Annotated in this window: 17 protein-coding genes; 8 read left to right on the top strand and 9 right to left on the bottom strand. The window is 60.1% G+C overall.

Features of this window, described 5'->3' with window-relative positions; genetic code table 11:
• The first annotated feature begins 295 nt into the window (after window positions 1–295).
• Entirely contained in the window at window positions 296–892 is a 597-nt protein-coding gene (locus tag AACW87_RS09540; protein ID WP_043136288.1) for an acetate uptake transporter, read from the top strand.
• Between the two features lie 84 nt (window positions 893–976).
• Here AACW87_RS09540 and AACW87_RS09535 read toward each other — a convergent pair whose 3' ends face one another.
• A complete protein-coding gene (locus AACW87_RS09535; protein WP_241324834.1) occupies window positions 977–1,786 on the bottom strand; it encodes a M90 family metallopeptidase in 810 nt (269 codons plus the stop codon).
• Between the two features lie 18 nt (window positions 1,787–1,804).
• On the bottom strand, window positions 1,805–2,242 hold the full coding sequence (locus AACW87_RS09530; RefSeq protein ID WP_241324833.1) for a GNAT family N-acetyltransferase: 438 nt from the start codon (window positions 2,240–2,242) through the stop codon (window positions 1,805–1,807).
• A gap of 302 nt (window positions 2,243–2,544) precedes the next feature.
• Between AACW87_RS09530 and AACW87_RS09525 the strand changes: the two genes are divergently transcribed.
• Window positions 2,545–4,038 carry an alanine/glycine:cation symporter family protein gene (locus AACW87_RS09525; RefSeq protein WP_098984197.1) on the top strand — a complete coding sequence of 498 codons (1,494 nt, stop codon included), beginning with the start codon at window positions 2,545–2,547 and terminating at the stop codon, window positions 4,036–4,038.
• Window positions 4,039–4,113: 75 nt separating this feature from the next.
• On the opposite strand, the gene AACW87_RS09520 is transcribed toward AACW87_RS09525, so the two are convergent.
• Window positions 4,114–4,920 (bottom strand): crotonase/enoyl-CoA hydratase family protein, encoded by an 807-nt coding sequence (locus AACW87_RS09520; RefSeq protein WP_098984198.1) that lies wholly within the window; start codon window positions 4,918–4,920, stop codon window positions 4,114–4,116.
• Window positions 4,921–5,107: 187 nt separating this feature from the next.
• Here AACW87_RS09520 and AACW87_RS09515 point away from each other — a divergent pair, with 187 nt between their 5' ends.
• The 5 genes from AACW87_RS09515 to AACW87_RS09495 all read left to right on the top strand — a co-directional run bounded on the left by AACW87_RS09515 (window position 5,108) and on the right by AACW87_RS09495 (window position 11,356).
• Window positions 5,108–6,895 carry a putative nucleotidyltransferase substrate binding domain-containing protein gene (locus AACW87_RS09515; RefSeq protein WP_241324832.1) on the top strand — a complete coding sequence of 596 codons (1,788 nt, stop codon included), beginning with the start codon at window positions 5,108–5,110 and terminating at the stop codon, window positions 6,893–6,895.
• A gap of 2 nt (window positions 6,896–6,897) precedes the next feature.
• Entirely contained in the window at window positions 6,898–7,524 is a 627-nt protein-coding gene (locus tag AACW87_RS09510; RefSeq protein ID WP_241324831.1) for a 3'-5' exonuclease, read from the top strand.
• Window positions 7,525–7,633: 109 nt separating this feature from the next.
• Window positions 7,634–7,945, top strand: a complete 312-nt coding sequence (locus AACW87_RS09505; protein WP_043136310.1) for a DUF485 domain-containing protein — start codon at window positions 7,634–7,636, stop codon at window positions 7,943–7,945.
• On the top strand, window positions 7,942–9,597 hold the full coding sequence (locus tag AACW87_RS09500; RefSeq protein ID WP_241324830.1) for a cation acetate symporter: 1,656 nt from the start codon (window positions 7,942–7,944) through the stop codon (window positions 9,595–9,597). The genes AACW87_RS09505 and AACW87_RS09500 overlap by 4 nt, the downstream gene beginning before the upstream one ends.
• Window positions 9,598–9,763: 166 nt before the next feature.
• Complete coding sequence (locus AACW87_RS09495; protein WP_043555498.1) at window positions 9,764–11,356, top strand: ABC-F family ATPase; 1,593 nt, start codon at window positions 9,764–9,766, stop codon at window positions 11,354–11,356.
• A 224-nt stretch (window positions 11,357–11,580) separates the two neighbouring features.
• Here AACW87_RS09495 and ppiD read toward each other — a convergent pair whose 3' ends face one another.
• From ppiD to tig, 6 genes are all read right to left on the bottom strand, one after another.
• Entirely contained in the window at window positions 11,581–13,494 is a 1,914-nt protein-coding gene (gene ppiD, locus AACW87_RS09490) for a peptidylprolyl isomerase (protein WP_043555497.1), read from the bottom strand.
• A gap of 152 nt (window positions 13,495–13,646) precedes the next feature.
• Window positions 13,647–13,919: a nucleoid-associated protein HU-beta gene (gene hupB, locus AACW87_RS09485; protein ID WP_005315375.1), complete on the bottom strand. Its 273-nt coding sequence runs from the start codon at window positions 13,917–13,919 to the stop codon at window positions 13,647–13,649.
• 240 nt (window positions 13,920–14,159) lie between these two features.
• A complete protein-coding gene (gene lon, locus AACW87_RS09480; protein ID WP_241324829.1) occupies window positions 14,160–16,514 on the bottom strand; it encodes an endopeptidase La in 2,355 nt (784 codons plus the stop codon).
• Window positions 16,515–16,655: 141 nt separating this feature from the next.
• Window positions 16,656–17,930, bottom strand: coding sequence for an ATP-dependent protease ATP-binding subunit ClpX (gene clpX, locus AACW87_RS09475; RefSeq protein ID WP_098984202.1), 1,275 nt, complete (start codon window positions 17,928–17,930; stop codon window positions 16,656–16,658).
• Window positions 17,931–18,000: 70 nt separating this feature from the next.
• Window positions 18,001–18,624, bottom strand: a complete 624-nt coding sequence (gene clpP, locus AACW87_RS09470; RefSeq protein ID WP_042871569.1) for an ATP-dependent Clp endopeptidase proteolytic subunit ClpP — start codon at window positions 18,622–18,624, stop codon at window positions 18,001–18,003.
• Between the two features lie 86 nt (window positions 18,625–18,710).
• Window positions 18,711–20,021, bottom strand: a complete 1,311-nt coding sequence (gene tig, locus AACW87_RS09465) for a trigger factor (RefSeq protein WP_241324828.1) — start codon at window positions 20,019–20,021, stop codon at window positions 18,711–18,713.
• A 428-nt stretch (window positions 20,022–20,449) separates the two neighbouring features.
• Here tig and AACW87_RS09460 point away from each other — a divergent pair, with 428 nt between their 5' ends.
• Window positions 20,450–20,884: a YccF domain-containing protein gene (locus AACW87_RS09460; protein WP_011898663.1), complete on the top strand. Its 435-nt coding sequence runs from the start codon at window positions 20,450–20,452 to the stop codon at window positions 20,882–20,884.
• Window positions 20,885–20,955: the final 71 nt, after the last annotated feature.

Genomic DNA, 20,955 nt, shown 5'->3' with positions numbered 1-20,955 from the left:
CGAACTACATGGTACTGCTCAGGCAATAAAAAGAGGGACAAGGCGCGGCAGTCAAACATGCCCATGTCCTAATGTTGCTTACTTTCACAAAGCGCGTTTTTAATACAAAAAATCAACCTTGTCGGCGCGATTCATTCACTTGCCATCTACCTTAATGGCACGAATGGTCCATGGGGTAAAATTTCGTGTAGTTTTTTTACCATTTCTGCGGTTCCCCCTCTTGCTCGGGGCCAAGAGCCTGCCTAAAATCGCGCGTCTTTTATCAACCCCCACCTCTATTTTTGGAGAACGCCACGTGAGCGAAAAATTGGCCAACCCTGCCCCTCTGGGTCTGATGGGTTTCGGTATGACCACCATTCTGCTGAACATACATAACGCAGGTTTCTTCCCCATCAGCGCCATGATCCTGGCCATGGGCCTGTGCTATGGCGGTCTGGCCCAGATCATCGCCGGTATCATGGAGTTCAAGCGTGGCAACACCTTCGGTGTCACCGCCTTCATCTCCTACGGCACCTTCTGGTGGAGCCTGGTGTTCCTGCTGGTGATGCCGACCATGGGTCTGGCCGAAGCCACTCCCCACGCCTACATGGGCTGGTACCTGCTGATGTGGGGCATGTTCACCCTGTTCATGCTGGTTGGCACCGTCAACTACCCGCGCGTCAAGCAGTTCGTGTTCGCCTCCCTGACAGTGCTGTTCTTCCTGCTGGCCGCCCGTGACTTCACCGGCAGCACCCTGATCGGCACCATCGCCGGTTTCGAAGGCATCATCTGCGGCGCCAGCGCCATCTACCTGGCCATGGCCACCGTGATCAACGAGCAATTTGGCCGTACCGTGCTGCCGATTGGCGATCACAAGAAAGCCGCCGCCGTGCAGCTCAAGGCCGCCGCGTAAGCGCAGCCCCAGGCCCTCGCGCCCATGCAAAAGGCACCCTCAGGGGTGCCTTTTGTTTATCTGTCGTTGGCAAGCCTGGGCGCGTCAACCCTGCAGTTCAGGCTCCCCTGCCAGCAGCCGGGTGGCCGGGAAACGCGTCGCCGGCTGCTGGCCGAAGAAGAGCACGAACTGCTCATACACGGCGGGATAGGTGTCACGCAGGCGCAGCGGATCGGTAAAGAAACTCTCGCTGCACACCGCAAAGAACTCGGCCGGGTGCACGGCGGCATAAGGGTCGATGGCGGTCACCTCATGGCGGGCCAGCTGGGCATTCATGGCATCGAATGCCCCCTGCAACGCCTGGGTCCACTGGCGCGGATCCATGCCTGCCGGCAGTGGCGGCGCACCGTCGGCCTCCCCCCCCAGCATGTCGAGCTTGTGGGCCAGTTCGTGGATCACCAGGTTGAAGCCGTCCCAGTCCCCATCCTGCTGCAGCTCGCTCCAGGCCAGCACCAGCGGCCCCTGCGGCCAGGACTCCCCGGCGTTCTCCTCTTCCCACTCGCTCACCAGACCGAACTCATCCTGCACCTCCTGACGACGGGTCACCGGCTCGGGGATCAGGATGATTTCGTGAAAGCCGCGATACCAGTCGAGCCCCAGATGCAGGATGGGCAGCACGGCCTGCAGGGCCAGCACGGCCTGCTGGCGAGGGGTGAGCTCGACGCCAATCTGGGTGAGCGTCTTGCGAGCCAGGAACTGCTGCGCCAGCGCAACCAGCCGCAGCTGATCGCTGTGGGTAAATCCTTGCAAAATGGGCACGGCAGCCAGCGCCTGCTGCCACTCCAATGCACCCGGGGCATTCTCTTCCTGCCGGGATGCACCACCAAACAGACTCCATAACCTGGACCAGAACACATGGACTCCTCTTGCTGATCAGAATGATTTCACGAACCGTTTCGGGCGTTCAAGATAGCCCTGTGCCAGATAGAAGCGATGGGCCCCCTCCCGCTTGAGACTGCTGGAGAGCTCCAGCTGGCTGCAACCCTGCGCCAGGGCGCTGGCTTCTGCCGCCGCCAGCAAGGCGGCCCCCACACCCGCCCCCCTTGCACCTTCATCGACGACCAGCGCCGAGATCAGGCCCCAGTCTGGGGCAACATGCAAGGGCCGCAGGCGGTGCCACACCAGCACGCCTGCCACCTCATCCCCATCACAGGCAAGCAGCACCTCGCTAGCAGGATCCTGCCTGCCCCAGCGCTCGCCCACCTCGGCCGGGCTGGCCGGATAGCCGAGCTGCCCGAACAGCTGCGCCATGGCATCGGCATCCGCCTGCCCGGCGGGCCGGATCTGCCACCCGTCTCTTTCCATCTTCATCTTTGGCCTCCATTTTGCTCTGTCTCAGCCACCCCAATCCATCCAGGAGCAAATAGCGATGATAAAGGGGTTGCGCCGTATCGTGTCCAGTCAAATTGACCATTTGTTAATGTCAATTCACAAATTAACAAGCCGACAACATATTTCACTGGGAAGCCCATGAACAAATGGATATGTTAAAACCCGCGGACTTGGCAGTTGAACATTCCGCACACCATTGAGTGGCCCCCTTGGTCACTCACTATTTTAAGGGAGCGGGGCGCAGACCCCGCCAAGACAGCACGACAAAGGAGTTGTTGTACATGAATGAGATCGTCAATGCCATCAATGGGGTGATTTGGAGCCCAGCGCTCATCTTTCTGTGTCTGGGGGTAGGCCTCTACTTCTCCCTGCGCAGCCGCTTCCTGCAACTGCGTCACATCAAGGAGATGATCCGGCTGATGTTTGATGGCAAGAGCACGGATGCCGGTGTCTCCTCCTTCCAGGCGCTGGCCATGACCCTGGCCGGCCGGGTCGGTACCGGCAACATCGCCGGTGTCGCCACCGCCATCACCTTCGGTGGCCCGGGCGCCCTGTTCTGGATGTGGATGGTCGCCTTCCTCGGCGCCAGCTCCGCCTTCGTGGAGTCCACCCTGGGTCAGGTCTACAAGGAGAAGATCAACGGCGAATACCGCGGTGGCCCGGCCTTCTACATAGAGAAAGGGCTCGGCATGAAGTGGTATGCCTGGACCTTCGCCATCTCCACCATCTTCGCCTGCGGCGTGCTGATGCCGGGGGTGCAGGCCAACTCCATCGGCTCCAGCCTGCAGACCGCCTTTGATATCGATCCGAACGTCACCGCCGCCGGTCTGGCGCTGTTGCTCGGCTTCATCATCTTCGGCGGTGTGAAGCGGATCGCCAGCTTCGCCAGCACAGTGGTGCCCTTCATGGCGCTGGGCTACATCATAGTGGCCTGCGTCATCATAGCCCTCAACATCACGGCCCTGCCGGGCGTGATCCTGCTGATCTGGAAGAGTGCCTTCGGCTTTGATGCCGGCTTTGGCGCCATTTTGGGTCTGGCCATCATGTGGGGGGTCAAGCGCGGGGTTTACTCCAACGAAGCGGGTCAAGGTACCGGACCGCACGCCTCCTCCGCCGCCGCTGTGAGCCACCCGGCCAAGCAGGGTCTGGTACAGGCGTTCTCCGTCTATATCGATACCCTGTTCGTCTGCTCCGCCACCGGCTTCATGCTGCTCATTACCGGGCTTTATAACGTGCAGGGACCGGATGGTGCCGCCCTCTACACGGGGATCGCCGGCATAGCCGCAGGGCCTGGTTATGTGCAGACCGCCATGGAGAGCATGATGCCCGGCTTTGGCAGCATGTTCGTGGCCATAGCGCTGTTCTTCTTCGCGTTCACCACAATCGTCGCTTACTACTACATAGCCGAGACCAACATCGCCTACATCAATCGCAAGGTGAACCGTCCCTGGCTGACCTTCATGCTCAAGTTGACGCTGATGGCCTCCACCGTCTATGGCACCGTCAAGACCGCCGATCTGGCCTGGGGTCTGGGTGATATCGGGGTCGGCCTGATGGCCTGGCTCAACATCATCGCCATCCTGCTGCTGCAAAAGACCGCCTTCGCCTGCCTGCGGGATTATGAAGCCCAGCAGGCCAAGGGGCTGGATCCCGTGTTCCACCCGGAAAAACTCGGCATCAAGAACGCCGATTACTGGATGGGCCACCGCTCCGAAGACAACCTGGAACAGGAGAAGGCCGGCCACCCGTTCGAGCCGGATCGCAAGATCTCCTGAACGCAATGCCCAGTAAAAATGGCAGCCTCGGCTGCCATTTTCATTTGATCTGCATCAGTCAGGGGTACGGGCCGCTCAGAGCGCGTTGCGCCTGGGCCCGAATGGCAAGCGCCAGCGAAACAGGCTGTTGAGGGTGGCGCGCCACTGATTGGGCCGCCCCAGGATCTGTCTCTGCAGACGGGTCTCTTCCTTGAGCATCACCTCATCGCTGCGAGCCCAGGCCTGATGGTAGAGCTGCTTGATCCCCGCCAGCGCGTCCGGCGACTTGGTGATGAGGGTCTTCGCGAACTCCCTTGCCTGGGCCAACGGATCCTCGCAGACCCGGCTCACCAGCCCGAGGGATCTCGCCTCCAGCGCATCGCATTCACGCCCGCTCATGGCCAGCTCCATGGCCGTGTCCACCCCCATCAGGTTGCGCAGGGTGACGCTGCCGCTCATGTCGGGGATGATGCCCCACTTGATCTCCATCACCGAGAAGCGGCAATCCGGGGTACTGAACCTAAAATCGGCCCCCAGCGCAATTTGCAGGCCGCCACCGAAACAGACCCCCTGGGTCACGGCGATCACCGGCACCGGCAGCTGATGCCAGCCGTAAGCCACCCGCTGGGCCAGGTTGGTCGCCTCATCCGCCTCGCGCTTGAGGATGTCGAGCGCCGCCACCGGCTGCTTGAGCATGGATTTCACATCCAGTCCGGCGCAGAAGGCGCGCCCCTCACCGTGCAGGATCACGGCCCGCAACCCCTTGTGCTGCGCAAGCTGCGTCAGCGTCTCGTCGATGGCGCCGAACATGCTTCTATCCAGCGCATTGAGCTTGTCCCCCCGCGCCAGCATCACTTCGGCGATGCCGTCCCGGATCTCGCACTTGACCCTTGGTTTTTCCATCTCCCTTGTCCTCTCCTTGATCCCTGTTATTGACTCACTGGTCATACCACCACGTTATCAGAGTGTTATCACCAGGTACAGAGAGGGCATATGTTTCCCGTTGCAGATGCCGCGTGCGACTAAAGTCGGCTGGCTCAGACGCTACCGCTTTGTCAGACTGACCTGACGCCACCGGCCAAGGATTGCCATGACCACCCTGTTCAACTTTGCCCGCCCGCCGTTTGACAGCCTGAGCGCCGAGGCGCGCCAGCGGCTCGCGCAGAGCCTCTCCATCTGCTATTTCCGTGCGGGCCAGGTGGTGCTCAACGCCGGTGATGTCCCACCCGGCCTCTACCTCGTCATCAAGGGGGCTGTGGAAGAGTCGGCGCCTCACCACCACTTCGGTGACTACGGGGTCGATGATCTGTTCGACGTGCGTGCCCAGTTTGACGGCCGCTGTCGCCACAGCTTCACGGCACTGGAAGATACCCTCTGCCAGCTGATCCCCCGCCACACCTTTCTGGCCCTCTGCGAGCAGGCGCCGGCGCTGGCCAGCTACTTCACCGCCAATCTGGTCGAGCGGCAACAGCAGCAGGAGCAACGGGAACAGCTGGGCCAGAAGAATCTGGCGGAATTTATCCTGACCAGGATAGAACCCGGCCATCTGCAGGCGCCGCTCGTCGTCGAAAACCGCCTCAGCCTGCTGGCGGCCACCGAGGCCATGGTGGCCAAGGGCACGGATTGCCTGCTCTACCCGGCGCCGGATGGCAGCCTGACCCTGGCGACCCGCAAGACACTGCTGCACGCCCTCACCCTGAAGGGACTGCCGCTGACGGCACCACTCGCCGTGCTGACCCCGACACCGCTGATTGGCCTGCCGCTGGGCAGTTACCTGTTCGATGCCCTGTTATTGATGACCCGTCATCGCATCAAGCGGCTGGTCATCTGGCAACAAGGCGAGGTGGCGGGCATATTGCAGCTGACCCAGGTGCTGGGGCTCTTCTCCACCCACTCCCACGTGCTGACCCTGCGCATCGCCAGGGCAGACTCCCAGCCGGCGCTGGAAGCGGTGGCCCGCGAGCAGCAACAGCTGACCCGCTCGCTGTTCGGCCAGGGGATCCACACCGCCTTTTTGATGAAGCTCATCGCCACCATCAACGAACAGCTGATCGCCAAGGCCTTTGCACTGGTGATCCCGCCCGAGGTGCAGGAGCGGGTCTGCCTGCTGATGCTGGGCTCGGAGGGGCGCGGCGAGCAGATCCAGAAAACCGATCAGGACAATGCCCTGATCCTGCCCGCCGGCCTGCACTGGCCGAATCAGCAGGCCGACTTGGCCGCCTTCAGCGATCTGCTGGCCCGGCTCGGCTACCCGCCCTGCCCCGGCCGGGTGATGGTCAACAATCCGGCCTGGGTGAAAGAGGTCAACGAGTGGCAACAGGAGATTGAGCGGGCCTGCGTCAACGCGGGCGAGGCCGACCTGCTCTGGCTCGCCACCCTGGCCGATGCCCACCCCATCGCCGGGGATCGCGGTCTGCTGCCTCCCGTCGCCCGCAAGCTGCGGGAGCAACTGGCCGATCGGCAGGATCTGCTGGCGGAGATGGTGCGGCCAGCGGTGGCCTTTCATGCGCCGCTGACCCTGTTTGGCCGGCTGGAGCGGGCGCCGGACGGGCTGGATCTCAAGCGGGGTGGCCTCTTCCCGCTGGTGCACGGCATCCGCATGCTGGCGCTGGAGGCGACCATTCTGGAGACCTCGACCCTGGGACGCATCGAGGCGCTGGTGGCGTGCGATCGACTCAGCGCCAGCTATGGCGCCAACCTGGCGGAGGCGTTCCGGCTCTTTATCCGCTTGCGCTTGCGCAGCCAGCTCAAGGGGGGCGACAGCCGGGTGCTGGTAAGCGAGCTCAGCCACGGCGAGCGGGATCTGCTGCGCCAGGCGCTGCATCAGGTGAAGAAATTCCAGCAGTGGCTCACCTTGCACTTTCGTCTGAGACAATAGGCATGTGGAATCACTGGCGACGCCGTTGGCTTGGTCGTGCCTTCCGTGAGGGAGAGTTCGCCCCGCTCTTCGCCCCACCGCCGGGCGATGAGCGGATCGCCCTCGATTTCGAGACCACCAGCCTGGATCCCGAGCGGGCGGAGATAGTCTCCATCGGCGCCGTGCGCATCCAGGGCAACCGGCTGCTGACCGGTGAGGCGCTCACCCTCAAGGTGCAGCCACCCGCCAGTCTGAGCGCGCAATCCGTGGTGATCCACGGCCTGCGCCATCAGGATCTGCAACAGGGATTGACGCTGGAAGCCGCGCTGCGCCTGCTGCTCGACTTTATCGGTCCGCGCGAACTGGTGGGCTATCACATCGCCTACGACCTGCGCATTCTCAACCTGGCCTGCCAGAGACAGTGGGGGCTGACCCTGCCCCAGCGGGGCATAGAGGTGAGCCGCCTCTATCATGACAGCCTCTACCGGCGCTATCCCGACGCCGCCATCGACTTGCATCTGGCCGCCATCTGCCAGCACCTGGCATTGCCTCCCCTGCCCGTCCACGACGCCCTGAGTGACGCCATCACGGCCGCCCTCATCTACCTGCGCCTGACTCAAGGCGGGCCATTGGCTTATCCCAAAGTCTAATTGCCCACAAATAACATTTAATTCACATTTTACTTACATGAGCAGGTCTGCTGCTCGGTAGGGACCTCCCTTCATCCACCGCTGACACTCAATGTCATGGAGAACTGCAATGGAACAGCAACCTTATCTTCGGATCCAGCAAGATCCCAACTTCCAGGAGCTGATCGCCAAGCGTCAGCGCTTCGCCTGGACCCTCTCCATCCTGATGTTGGGGCTATACCTGGCCTTCATCATGCTCATCGCCTTTGCCCCCGGCTGGCTCGGCACCCCCTTGAGCCAGGGCTCCACCATTACCCGTGGCATCCCGGTCGGGGTGGGGCTGATCCTCGCCTCCTTCGTGCTGACCGGCATCTACGTGTTTCGGGCCAACGGCGAGTTTGACGAGTTGAACCAGAAGATCCTCAAGGGAGTGCAATCATGAAAGGCAAGTCTCTGCTGTTGCTGGCCTCGCTGGCCTCTTCCCCCCTGCTGGCGGCCGACGCGCTGACCGGTGAAGTCCATCGCCAACCCCTCAACATCTCGGCCATCGTCATGTTCGTGATCTTTGTGGCGGGCACCCTGTTCATCACCTACTGGGCCTCCAAGCGCAACCGTTCGGCCTCCGACTACTATGCCGCCGGCGGCCGCATCACCGGCTTCCAGAACGGGCTGGCCATCGCCGGCGACTACATGTCCGCCGCCTCCTTCCTCGGCATCTCGGCCCTGGTCTACACCTCGGGCTACGATGGCCTCATCTACTCCATCGGCTTCCTGGTGGGCTGGCCCATCATACTGTTCCTGATCGCGGAGCGGCTGCGCAACCTCGGCAAATATACCTTTGCCGACGTGGCCTCCTACCGTCTCAAGCAGACCGAGGTGCGCACCCTCTCCGCCAGCGGCTCCCTGGTGGTGGTGGCGCTCTACCTGATCGCCCAGATGGTGGGCGCAGGCAAGCTCATCGAGCTGCTGTTCGGCCTGCAATACCACGTCGCCGTGGTGCTGGTCGGCATACTGATGGTGCTCTACGTGCTGTTTGGCGGCATGCTCGCCACCACCTGGGTGCAGATCATCAAGGCGGTGATGCTGCTCTCCGGTGCCAGCTTCATGGCCATCATGGTGATGAAGTCCGTCAACTTCGACATAGGCGCCCTGTTCAGCGAAGCGGTCAAGGTGCATGAGAAGGGCATCGCCATCATGAGCCCCGGCGGTCTGGTGGCCGATCCCATCTCCGCCATCTCGCTCGGTCTGGCCCTGATGTTCGGCACCGCCGGCCTGCCCCACATACTGATGCGCTTCTTCACCGTGAGCGATGCCAAGGAAGCGCGCAAGAGCGTGTTCTACGCCACCGGCTTCATCGGTTACTTCTACATACTGACCTTCATCATCGGCTTTGGCGCCATCCTGCTGGTCAGCACCAACCCGGCCTTCAAGGATGCCACCGGCGCCCTGCTGGGCGGCACCAACATGGCGGCCATTCACCTGGCCGATGCGGTCGGCGGCAGCCTGTTCCTCGGCTTCATCTCGGCCGTCGCCTTCGCCACCATACTGGCGGTGGTCTCGGGCCTGACCCTGGCGGGCGCCTCGGCGGTCTCCCACGACCTCTACGCCAGCGTCATCAAGAAGGGCAAGGCCAACGAAACCGACGAGCTGCGCGTCTCCAAGTACACCACTGTGGTGCTGGGAGTGGTCGCCATCGGTCTGGGGATCCTGTTCGAGAAGCAGAACATCGCCTTCATGGTGGGTCTGGCCTTCTCCATCGCGGCCAGCTGCAACTTCCCGGTGCTCTTCCTCTCCATGTTCTGGTCCCGTCTGACCACCCGTGGCGCCGTCTACGGTGGCTGGCTCGGGCTGATCAGTGCAGTCAGCCTGATGATCCTGGGCCCGACCGTGTGGGTGAAGGTGCTGGGCCATGCCCAGGCTATCTTCCCCTACGAGTACCCAGCCCTCTTCTCCATGGCCGTAGCCTTCATCGGGATCTGGCTGTTCTCGGTCACCGACAAGTCGCAGAATGCGGCCGACGAGCACGCCAAGTTCCTGCCCCAGTTCGTCCGCTCACAAACCGGGCTGGGCGCCTCCAGCGCCACCGCCCACTAAGCGCGGATCCCCTTTTGCAAGCCGGCCTAGTGCCGGCTTTTTTCATGGGCGCCCATCATGAGCGACAAGCCATGCGCAATGGGGGCGGATCACAGTTCTTGCTAAAACTTTCGGGGGATCTGTGCCATAATGCGCGCCATTTGGCAGACAACCCGGGACACATCCTTTGTTAAGCAGCAACAATATCACCATGCAATTCGGCGCCAAGCCGCTGTTCGAGAACATCAACGTCAAGTTTGGCGGCGGCAACCGCTATGGCCTGATTGGCGCCAACGGCTGTGGCAAGTCCACCTTCATGAAGATCCTCGGTGGCGACCTTGAGCCCACTGGCGGTAATGTGAGCCTGGACGTCAATGAGCGCATCGGTAAGCTGCGCCAGGATCAGTTCGCCTACGAAGAGATGCGCGTGCTGGACGTGGTCATGATGGGCCACAACGAGCTGTGGGCTGCCATCGCCGAGCGCGATGCCATCTACGCCAACCTGGAAGCCACCGACGACGACTACATGAAGGCCGCCGAGCTGGAAGGCCTGGTCGCCGAGTATGACGGTTACACCGCCGAGGCCCGCGCAGGCGAGCTGCTGCTGGGTGCCGGCATTCCCATCGAGCTGCACAACGGCCCCATGAGCGAAGTGGCACCGGGCTGGAAGCTGCGGGTGCTGCTGGCACAGGCGCTATTCTCCAACCCCGACATCCTGCTGCTGGACGAACCGACCAACAACCTGGACATCAACACCATTCGCTGGCTGGAACAGGTGCTCAACGATCGTGAAAGTACCATGATCATCATCTCTCACGACCGTCACTTCCTGAACTCCGTCTGCACCCACATGGCGGATCTGGACTACGGCGAGCTGCGCGTCTACCCGGGCAACTACGACGACTACATGACGGCGGCCACCCAGGCCCGCGAGCGTCTGATCTCCGACAACGCCAAGAAGAAGGCCCAGATCGCCGATCTGCAATCCTTCGTCTCCCGTTTCAGCGCCAACGCCTCCAAGTCGAGCCAGGCTACCTCCCGCCTCAAGCAGATCGACAAGATCAAGATCGAGGAAGTGAAGGTCTCCAGCCGTCAGAACCCCTTCATCCGCTTCGAGCAGGAGAAGAAGCTCTACCGCAACATCCTGGAAGTGGAAGGCGTTGCCAAGGGCTATGGTGAGGCGCCCCTGTTCAAGGGCCTGAGCATGATGCTGGAAGTGGGCGAGAAGGTCGCCATTCTGGGTACCAACGGTATCGGTAAATCCACCCTGATCAAAACCCTCATGGGCGAGCTGGCACCGGACAGCGGCACCATCAAGTGGTCCGAGAACGCCCAGATCGGCTACTACGCTCAGGATCACGCCGAGGACTTCGACACCGATCTCAACGTGTTCGACTGGATGGCCCAGTGGAAACAGGCCAACGAAGACGAGCAGGCGGTACGCTCTGTGCTCGGTCGTCTGCTGTTCACCCAGGACGACATCAAGAAGCCGGTCAAGGTACTCTCCGGTGGCGAGCAGGGCCGCATGCTGTTCGGCAAGCTGATGATGCAGCGTCCCAACATCCTGATCATGGATGAGCCGACCAACCACCTGGACATGGAATCCATCGAATCCTTGAACCTGGCGCTGGAGATGTATCAGGGGACCCTGATCTTCGTCTCCCACGACCGTGAATTCGTGTCGTCCCTGGCGACCCGCATCATGGAGCTGACCGAGAACGGCATCCGCGACTTCGGCGGTACCTACGAGGATTACCTGCGCACTCAGGGCGTGGTATAAGCCTCGCCAGCCAAGGCGCTTGAATAGAAAAAACCGGCAAGCGATTGCCGGTTTTTTTATGGCCGGCGATAGTGGTGCTGAGGTCGTTATCCTGGCTGCGTTGGCTGCGTTGCAGTGCAGAGCAGAGCAGAGCAGAGCAAGGTTGATCGTCAGCAGGGTACTCCTGCAGATAAAAAAACGGCCCCATCACGGGGCCGTTTTCAATGGGTTGCAACCGGTCGGGTTTATTCGACTGTGGCTTCCACATCGGTGAAGTACTCGATCTTGGCGGCTTTGCGCAGCTCGTCGATCAGCGACTTGTAGCTCACCTGAGCCTTGCCCTGGCCAAGCTGGCCTTGCAGCAGGCTGACCATCTGGGATGGCTCCTTGGTCACGTTGACCTTGTCCAGGGCTACCACGACGCGATCACCATTGGCTTCGGTCACCAGCTCGACGCTCGGCTTGCCATCCTGCGGATGAGGCATGCGGAACGCCTGGGCCAACAGGTTCTGATCCATCTCCTGAGTGAAGCGGGCAACGCCCTTGTGCGTCTCCACCTTCAGACCCAATGCAGTCAGATCGGCCTGGATGTTCTCACCGGCTTTCAGCTTGTCCAGCAGACCCTGCGCCTTGCCACGGGCCACTTCACTGGCCTTGTCGTGCTTGATGGCAGCAATCACCTGCTCCTTGATCTCCGCCAGCGGTTTGGCCGCTTTCGGTTGATGGCCGGTGATGTGCATGACCAGGGCCTTGCCATCCGCCAGCTCGATCACGTCGGAGTTGGTGTTGTCATCGCGCAGCTGCTCGGAGAAGGCAGTGGACAGCGCCTTGGGATCATTGAGCGGTGCCGGCGCATCGGCCTGACTGAAGTAGTCAGAGGAGATGACCTTCAGGCCCATGGCATCGGCGGTCAAGTCCAGCGAATCCGGGTTCTCGAAGCTGCTGTCAGCCATCTTCTGCTGCTCGGCAAAGAACAGCTCCTTGGCCTTGTCAGCTTGCAGACGGCTGATGGTCTCCGCTTTCACATCGGCAAACGGCTTGGTCTGGGCCGGTTCAACCCCCAGCAGCTTGATGACGTGGAAGCCGAACGGGCTCTTCACCACGGTGGAGAGATCGCCCGCCTTGGCCAGCGCGAAGGCCGCCTTCTCGAACGCCGGATCCATCACCCCTTTCTCGAACCAGTCGAGCTCGCCGCCCTTCTTGGCGGAGAAGGTGTCGGAAGAGTTGGCCTTGGCCAGCGCGGCAAAATCATCGCCCCCCTTGGCCTGTGCCAGCAGGGCGTCAGCCTTCTGCTCGGCCGCCTTCTCGTCCTTGCCAAACGGGATCAGGATATGCGCTACGTGACGACGCTCGGCACGCTGGAACAGGTCCTGGTGCTGATCGTAGTAATCCTGGGCATCCTGCTCGGTGACCTTGATATCCTTGCCGAGGGTAGCGGCATCCAGCAGCAGGTAGTCGACCTTGACCTTCTCGTCGTTCATGAAACGGGCGCTGTTGGTTTTGTAGTACTGATCCACTTCCTCATCGGAGACTTGAACATCCCCCATGTAGGCGGCGGCAGCCAGGCGCACCAGGCGCAGATCCCGGGTCTGGTTGTAGATCCGGTCGAGCTGCTCGGCTTCACCCTTGAGTGCAAATTCGGAGCCCAGCAAGGCGCCCATCAGCTGCTGACGCACCATGTCCTGGCGCAGGGAGTCACGGAACATCTCGGGGGTCATGCCGGCACGACGAATGAGCTGCAGGTAGCGGTCATTGTTGAATTTGCCATCTTCGGCAAACTCCGGCATGGCGACGATGGCCTGCTTGATCTGCTCGTCGCTGACGCGCAGACCCAGCTCGCGGGCCTTGCTGTCAAACAGGGCCTGATCGATCAACCGGTCCAGCACTCCACGGCGGAACTGCTTCATGTAATCGGGATTGGCGGCCAACTGGCTGAAAGACTCCCCCATTTGGGATTCCATGCGGGCCCGCTCGTTGCGATAGGCATTTTCCAGCGCAGCCGAGCTGATCTCATTGCCGTTGACGGTGGCGGGGGCGGTACGTGCCGGGCCATTGAGGTAGCTACCTACACCGGCCAAGGCAAAGGAGAGGATGATCAGGCCCAAGATAACCTTGGCTACCTTGCCCTGCGCCCCTTCGCGTAGTTTATCCAACATCATGTTTGTACTTATGCTCCCGAACTCGATGGGCGTAAATAATGAAAAGGCGCACCGATTGCGATGCGCCTTGGTCAATCAGTATGAGGGAGAGCCCTCTCACTTGTCTGGTCTGCGACCAAGGACGGTGGCCGATGTGATATCAGCGCCCGGACTTAGTTGACAGCGTCTTTCAGGGCCTTACCGGCTTTGAAGGCAGGAACTTTACCAGCGGCGATTTCGATGGTCGCGCCAGTTTGCGGGTTACGGCCAGAACGGGCAGCACGCTCGCGCACGGCGAAAGTACCGAAACCCACCAGAGCAACCTGGTCACCCTCTTTCAGGGCTTCACCAACGGCGTCAATGAAAGCATCCAGCGCACGGCCAGCAGCGGCTTTGGAGATATCAGCACCGTCTGCAATCTTGTCAATCAGTTGAGATTTATTCACTCTTATATTCCCCTTTTATCGAACATCGCTGCGGCGCCGATTTCCCTGGCCACAACAAGTGGAGGTTTTATAGCAAGCCTCCTGATCAGTTGCAAGTGACAATCTAGCGCAAACCCGCGCCACATCACGCATTGCGACTCATCATGAGTACCCGATCGGTGGTCAAGGCTACTTCCGTTACCCGGCGCATGCAAGCCTTAACCACCCCCCGAATGCGCCAAATTTGCGGCACATCAACATTTACACGACAGAAACGCGCTCAAACCCCTGCGGATTGTCCTGCAACGCCAGTTCCAGCACCTCGTCAATCCAGCGAACCGGATAGATTTCAAGGTCTTGTTTGACGTTGTCCGGGATCTCCTCGAGGTCCCGCTCGTTCTCTTTCGGGATCAGCACACGCTTGATGCCACCGCGATGCGCCGCCAGCAGCTTCTCTTTGAGACCGCCGATGGGCAGCACTTCGCCGCGCAAGGTGATTTCCCCCGTCATGGCCACATCAGCACGGACCGGATTGCCGGTCAAGCTGGAGACCAGGGCGGTACACATGGCGATACCGGCACTCGGACCGTCTTTCGGGGTCGCCCCTTCCGGCACGTGCACGTGGATATCGCGCTTCTCGTAGAAGTCCGCATTGATGCGCAGCTTCTCGGCACGGGCCCGCACCACCGTCATGGCGGCCTGGATGGACTCCTGCATCACGTCACCGAGCGAACCGGTGTAGGTGAGCTTGCCCTTGCCCGGCATGTTGGTGGTCTCGATGGTGAGCAGATCGCCCCCCACTTCGGTCCACGCCAGACCACATACCTGACCCACCTGGTTCTGGTCGGTGGCCTTGCCGTAATCGAAACGCTGTACCCCGAGGAACTCCTTGAGGTTGGCCTGATTGACCTGAACATGCTTGATGCTCTTGTCCAGCAGGATGCGCTTGACCGCCTTGCGACAAATCTTGGAGATCTCGCGCTCCAGATTCCGCACCCCCGCCTCGCGGGTGTAGTAGCGGATCACCCCGACCAGGGCAGAATCTTCGATGGTGATCTCGGACTCTTTCAGGCCGTTGCGCTGGATCTGCTTGGCAACCAGATGCTGCTTGGCAATGTTGAGCTTCTCGTCTTCGGTGTAACCGGAGAGGCGGATCACTTCCATCCGGTCCAGCAACGGACCCGGAATGTTCATCGAGTTGGAGGTGGCCACGAACATCACGTCCGACAGGTCATAATCCACTTCCAGGTAGTGATCGTTGAAGCTGTTGTTCTGTTCCGGATCCAGCACTTCCAGCAAGGCGGAAGCGGGATCGCCGCGCATGTCCGAGCTCATCTTGTCGATTTCATCGAGCAGGAACAGCGGGTTCTTCACGCCAACCTTTGCCATCTTCTGGATCAGCTTGCCGGGCATGGAGCCGATGTAGGTGCGACGGTGACCGCGGATCTCCGCCTCGTCACGCACGCCGCCGAGCGCCATGCGCACGTACTTGCGACCGGTCGCCTTGGCGATGGACTGGCCCAGCGAGGTCTTGCCCACACCGGGAGGTCCGACCAGGCAGAGGATGGGGCCCTTGAGCTTGTTCACCCGCGCCTGCACCGCCAGGTACTCGAGGATGCGATCCTTGACCTTCTCCAGGCCAAAGTGATCAGCATCCAGCACCTCTTGCGCCTTGCCAAGGTCTTTCTTGACCTTGGAACGCGCCTTCCACGGCACCTGCACCATCCAGTCCACGTAGCTGCGCACGACTGTGGCTTCGGCAGACATGGGAGACATCATCTTCAGCTTGGAGAGCTCGGCCTGGGCCTTGTCACGGGCCTCCTCCGGCATCCCCGCCTCTTCAATCTTGCGATTGAGGGCTTCGAATTCATCCGGGCTGTCTTCCAGCTCACCCAGCTCTTTCTGGATGGCCTTCATCTGCTCGTTGAGGTAGTACTCACGCTGGCTCTTCTCCATCTGCTTCTTGACGCGAGTGCGGATGCGTTTCTCGACCTGCAGCAGGTCAATCTCCGACTCCATCATCGCCATCAGAAACTCGATGCGATCGGACACAGAGGCGATTTCCAGCACCTTCTGCTTGTCTTCGAGCTTGAGCGGCATGTGCGCGGCCATGGTATCGGCCAGACGCGCAGCGTCGTCGATCGCCGAAATCGAGGTCAGTACCTCGGGCGGGATCTTCTTGTTGAGCTTGATATAGCCTTCAAACTGACCGATGGCGGAGCGTACCAGCACATCCTGGTCCTTCTCGTCGATGGCGGTGGAGGCGATGTACTGCGCCTCACCGACGAAGAAGTCCTTGTCATCGATCATCCGCTCAAGACGGGCACGCTGGCCACCCTCCACCAGCACCTTGACGGTGCCATCCGGCAGCTTGAGCATCTGTAGAATATTGGCCACTGTCCCGACGGAGAAGATCTCCTCGACCGTCGGCTCATCGGTTGACGCATCCTTCTGGGCCACCAGCAGAACTTTCTTGTCCTGCTCCATGGCCGCTTCCAGACAGCGAATGGATTTTTCCCGCCCCACAAAGAGTGGAATGACCATGTGGGGGTAAACCACCACGTCACGAAGAGGCAGGACGGGAATCTCGATGCGTTCTGAACGCTCTAGGTTCATATATGTCCTCTCGGCTTGTTATACCGTTGGCAAAGCGCTTGGCTGAGTATATGGGGGCGCAGAGATGAGATTCAATCGCCGAAACCGTAAAAAGCATGAAAGGGGCAAAAAGCCCCTTTCATTTGATTAAAAATCAGACTGTTACTCTGATGCGGCGGCCTGGGTCTCGGGATTTTCGTAGATCATCAAGGGCGCGGAGTCCCCTTTGATCACCGTCTCGTCGATCACCACCTTGCTGACACCATCCAGGGAGGGCAGGTCATACATGGTATCGAGCAACACGGCTTCCACTATGGATCTCAGACCACGGGCACCGGTTTTCCGCTCCATCGCCTTGCGCGCAATGGCGTTCAGGGCGTCGTCACGGAACTCCAGCTCCACCCCTTCCAGATCGAACAACGCGGCATATTGCTTGGTCAGCGCGTTTTTCGGCTCTTTCAGGATCTGGATAAGGGCAGCCTCGTCCAGCTCGGTCAGGGTCGCCACTACTGGCAGACGACCGATGAACTCGGGGATCAGACCGTATTTGATCAGATCTTCCGGCTCCACCTTGGCGAAGTTCTCGCTCAGGGTCGCCCTGGCATTCTTGGATTTGACGTCAGCGCCAAACCCTATGCCGGTGCCCTTGACGGAACGCTGCTCGATGACCTTGTCCAGACCGGCAAAGGCGCCACCACAGATGAAGAGGATCTTGGAGGTATCGACCTGCAAGAACTCCTGCTGCGGGTGCTTGCGTCCACCTTGCGGCGGGACGGAAGCAATAGTGCCTTCGATCAGCTTGAGCAGGGCCTGCTGCACCCCTTCCCCGGACACGTCGCGGGTGATGGAGGGGTTGTCTGACTTGCGGGAGATCTTGTCGATCTCGTCGATGTAGACGATGCCACGCTGGGCCTTCTCTACGTCGTAGTCACACTTTTGCAGCAGCTTCTGGATGATGTTCTCCACGTCTTCGCCCACATAACCGGCTTCGGTCAGGGTGGTGGCGTCGGCCATGGTGAAAGGCACATCCAGCAGACGAGCGAGTGTCTCGGCCAGCAGCGTCTTGCCGCTACCGGTCGGGCCAATCAGCAGAATGTTGGACTTGCCCAGCTCCACACCACCGGCTTCGCTGCTGTTGCGCAGACGCTTGTAGTGGTTGTAGACGGCGACGGCCAACACCTTCTTGGCATACTCCTGGCCAATCACATAGTCATCCAGGTGCGCACGAATTTCATGAGGGGTCGGCAGCTCGCTACCATCGCGCTTGGGAGAGATCTCGCGGATCTCTTCGCGGATGATGTCGTTGCACAGCTCGACACACTCATCACATACGTAGACGGAAGGGCCAGCGATCAGCTTGCGCACTTCATGCTGGCTTTTGCCGCAAAAAGAGCAATAAAGCAGCTTGTCGCCCTCACCCTTGCGTTTTTCTGTCATTCAGCAACCTCGTTTTATCAATAGAGGATGGATCGTCCTGTTGAGTTTACAACAGTCCGGGACACCCTGCTCAGCCGCGCTGGCTCAGGATACCGTCTACCAGGCCATAGGCCACGGCTTGATCGGCCGACATGAAATTGTCACGGTCGGTATCACGCTCTATGGTGGCCATGTCCTGTCCGGTGTGGAAGGCCAGACGATCGTTCAGGGTATTCTTGATCTTCAGGATCTCCTGGGCATGGATCTGTATGTCAGATGCCTGGCCCTGGAAACCGCCCAACGGCTGATGGATCATCACGCGGGCATTGGGCAGGCAGAAGCGCTTGCCCTTGGCACCACCGGCCAGCAGGAAGGCGCCCATGGAGCAGGCCTGCCCCATGCAAACTGTGCTGACATCCGGCTTGATGAACTGCATGGTGTCATAAATGGACATGCCGGCCGTGACGGCACCACCCGGAGAGTTGATGTAGATGCTGATGTCCTGATCAGGGTTCTCTGACTCCAGGAACAGCAGCTGGGCTACCACCAGATTCGCCATGTGATCCTCGACCTGACCGGTCAGGAAGATCACCCGCTCTTTGAGCAGACGAGAATAGATGTCGTAGGAACGCTCCCCTTTTGCAGTCTGCTCTACCACCATGGGGATGAGCGCATTGCGTGGGGATTCAGTCACATCGTTATAGTTCTTGTACATAAGGCATTGTCCCTAAAATAAAATGGCCCGAGTGGAGATCACACGAGCCATTATACTTAACAGTCTTGACCTTAAGTCAAATGTTCTTAGGCAGCGGCACCGGACTTGTTGATCACTTCGTCAAAGGCAACTTCTTTCTCGCTCACTTGCGCCTTGGACAGGATCAGGTCGATGGCTTGATCTTCAACCGCCAGATTGCGCACGCCGTTCAGCATTTGCTCATTCTTCTGGTAGTACTCGATCACTTCCTTCGGATCTTCGTAGGCAGTGGCCATGGACTCGATGATGCTGGTCACGCGGGCATCGTCAGCCTTGATCTCGTTGGTGCGGATGACATCACCCAGCAGCAGGCCTACGCGAACACGACGCTCGGCCTGGGCCTGGAACAGCTCGGCCGGCAGCTCAGGTGCGTTGCCGCCCTGGAAACCACCGAAACGCTGCAGGGCCTGTTGACGCAGGGTGTCGATTTCCTGAGCAACGGCAGCCTTCGGCAGATCGATCTGGTTGGCTTCAACCAGGCCGTTCAGCACTTGCTCTTTCACGCTGTTTTTCAGGGCTTGAGCCAGTTCGCGCTCCATGTTCTTGCGCACTTCGGCTTTCAGCTCTTCAACGTTGCCGCTCTCGATGCCGAAACGCTTGACGAACTCTTCGGTCAGCTCAGGCAGGATCTGCTCTTCAACCTTGTTCAGCTTGGAAGCGAACTTGGCCGCCTTGCCTTTCAGGTTTTCGGCGTGGTAGTCAGCCGGGAAGGTCACGTCGATGGTGAACTCGTCGCCTGCTTTCTTGCCCATGATGGCGTCTTCGAAGCCAGGGATCATGCGGCCGGCACCCAGTACCAGGTTGAAGCCTTCGGCTTTGCCGCCGTCGAACTCTTCACCATCGATGGAACCGATGAAGTCCATGGTCACACGCATGCCATCGGCAGCGGCGGCATCAACATCAGCCCAGGTGGCGTGCTGCTTGCGCAGGGTGTCGATCATGTTGGCCAGATCTTCATCCTTGACGGTTGCAACCGGCTTCTCGACCTTGATGGTCTCGAGGCCAGCCACTTCAAACTCGGGGTACACTTCGAAAGTGGCGCTGAATACGAAGTCCTGACCTTCCTGGATCTCTTTCGGATCCATGGTCGGGGCACCGGCCGGGCTCAGTTTGTTTTCGATGATGGCCTTGATGAAGTTGCTCTGCATCATTTCATCAGCAACGCGAGCTTGAGCCATGGCACCGAACATCTTCTTGATGATGGTCACCGGAGCCTTGCCAGGACGGAAACCGTCGATGCGACGGGTTTTGGCCAGGCCATTCAATTCTTTACGCACGGCAGCGTCAACGGTAGCAGCCGGTACAGTGATGGTAAGACGGCGTTCCAGACCCTGGGTTGTCTCTACAGAAACTTGCATTCTTTTACCTCGTTCAACTCAGCACTGTGTGCTGACCCTTATTGCCCCTGGGCAAAGCCCGGAGTCTTCCTGTTTATAAAGACAACGACTGTCTTTGTGATGAGAAAATATGACGCGACATTATAGCGGCGCACTTTGGTCGAGTCGAGCCACACATCCCCCAACGGGGGTGCCGATGGCACAATTCGCGCAAATCTGACTCTTATATGGGGAAGCCCAGGCCCGACTTCAAGCGCGCAATGCACAAGAATTTGCACTTGCTCACCTTTTTTCGCGCAAAGGCCTACTTTTTCACCTCATTTCCCGCTAAAAAGCCACCCGGTTCGCAGGCTGCGACCCAAATTGTCCACCCCATCACATCAACCATTGCGTCCATGGCTGCTGCTCGCTATGGTGACAGCCAAATTTATGAGTCTGGAGTGACCAACATGGCCTTTTTCCGCTTCTTGTTTAACCTGCTCTGGTTTGTACTGGGGGGCGTCTTCATGGGGCTGGCCTGGTGGCTGGCCGGGCTGCTCTGCTTTGTCTCGCTGATCGGGATCCCCTGGGGGCGCGCCTGCTTCGTCATCGGCACCTTCACCTTCTTCCCGTTTGGCAAGCAGGCGGTGAGCCGCAAGAGCATGACGGGGCAGAGTGACATAGGCACAGGCACCCTGGGGCTGATTGGCAACATCCTCTGGTTCCTGGTGATCGGGATCTGGCTGGCCATCGGCCACATCGCCTCGGCACTGGCCTGCTTCGTGACCATCATAGGCATCCCGTTCGGCATCCAGCACCTCAAGCTGGCGCTGATTGCCCTGGCCCCCATAGGTCAGATGGTGGTGACCAACCACGAAGCCGAATCTGGTCGCTACATTCGCTGAACACCACGAAAATCGCACAGGCAAGCTGCCTGCGCCGCAAAAAAAGGGCAGACTAGGGTCTGCCCTTTTTC

The organism is Aeromonas sp. MR7 (assembly GCF_963899385.1).
Taxonomy (GTDB): domain Bacteria; phylum Pseudomonadota; class Gammaproteobacteria; order Enterobacterales; family Aeromonadaceae; genus Aeromonas; species Aeromonas bestiarum.
The sequence above is the reverse complement of the archived record's forward strand: the minus strand, read 5'-3'. Positions and strand labels throughout refer to the sequence as shown.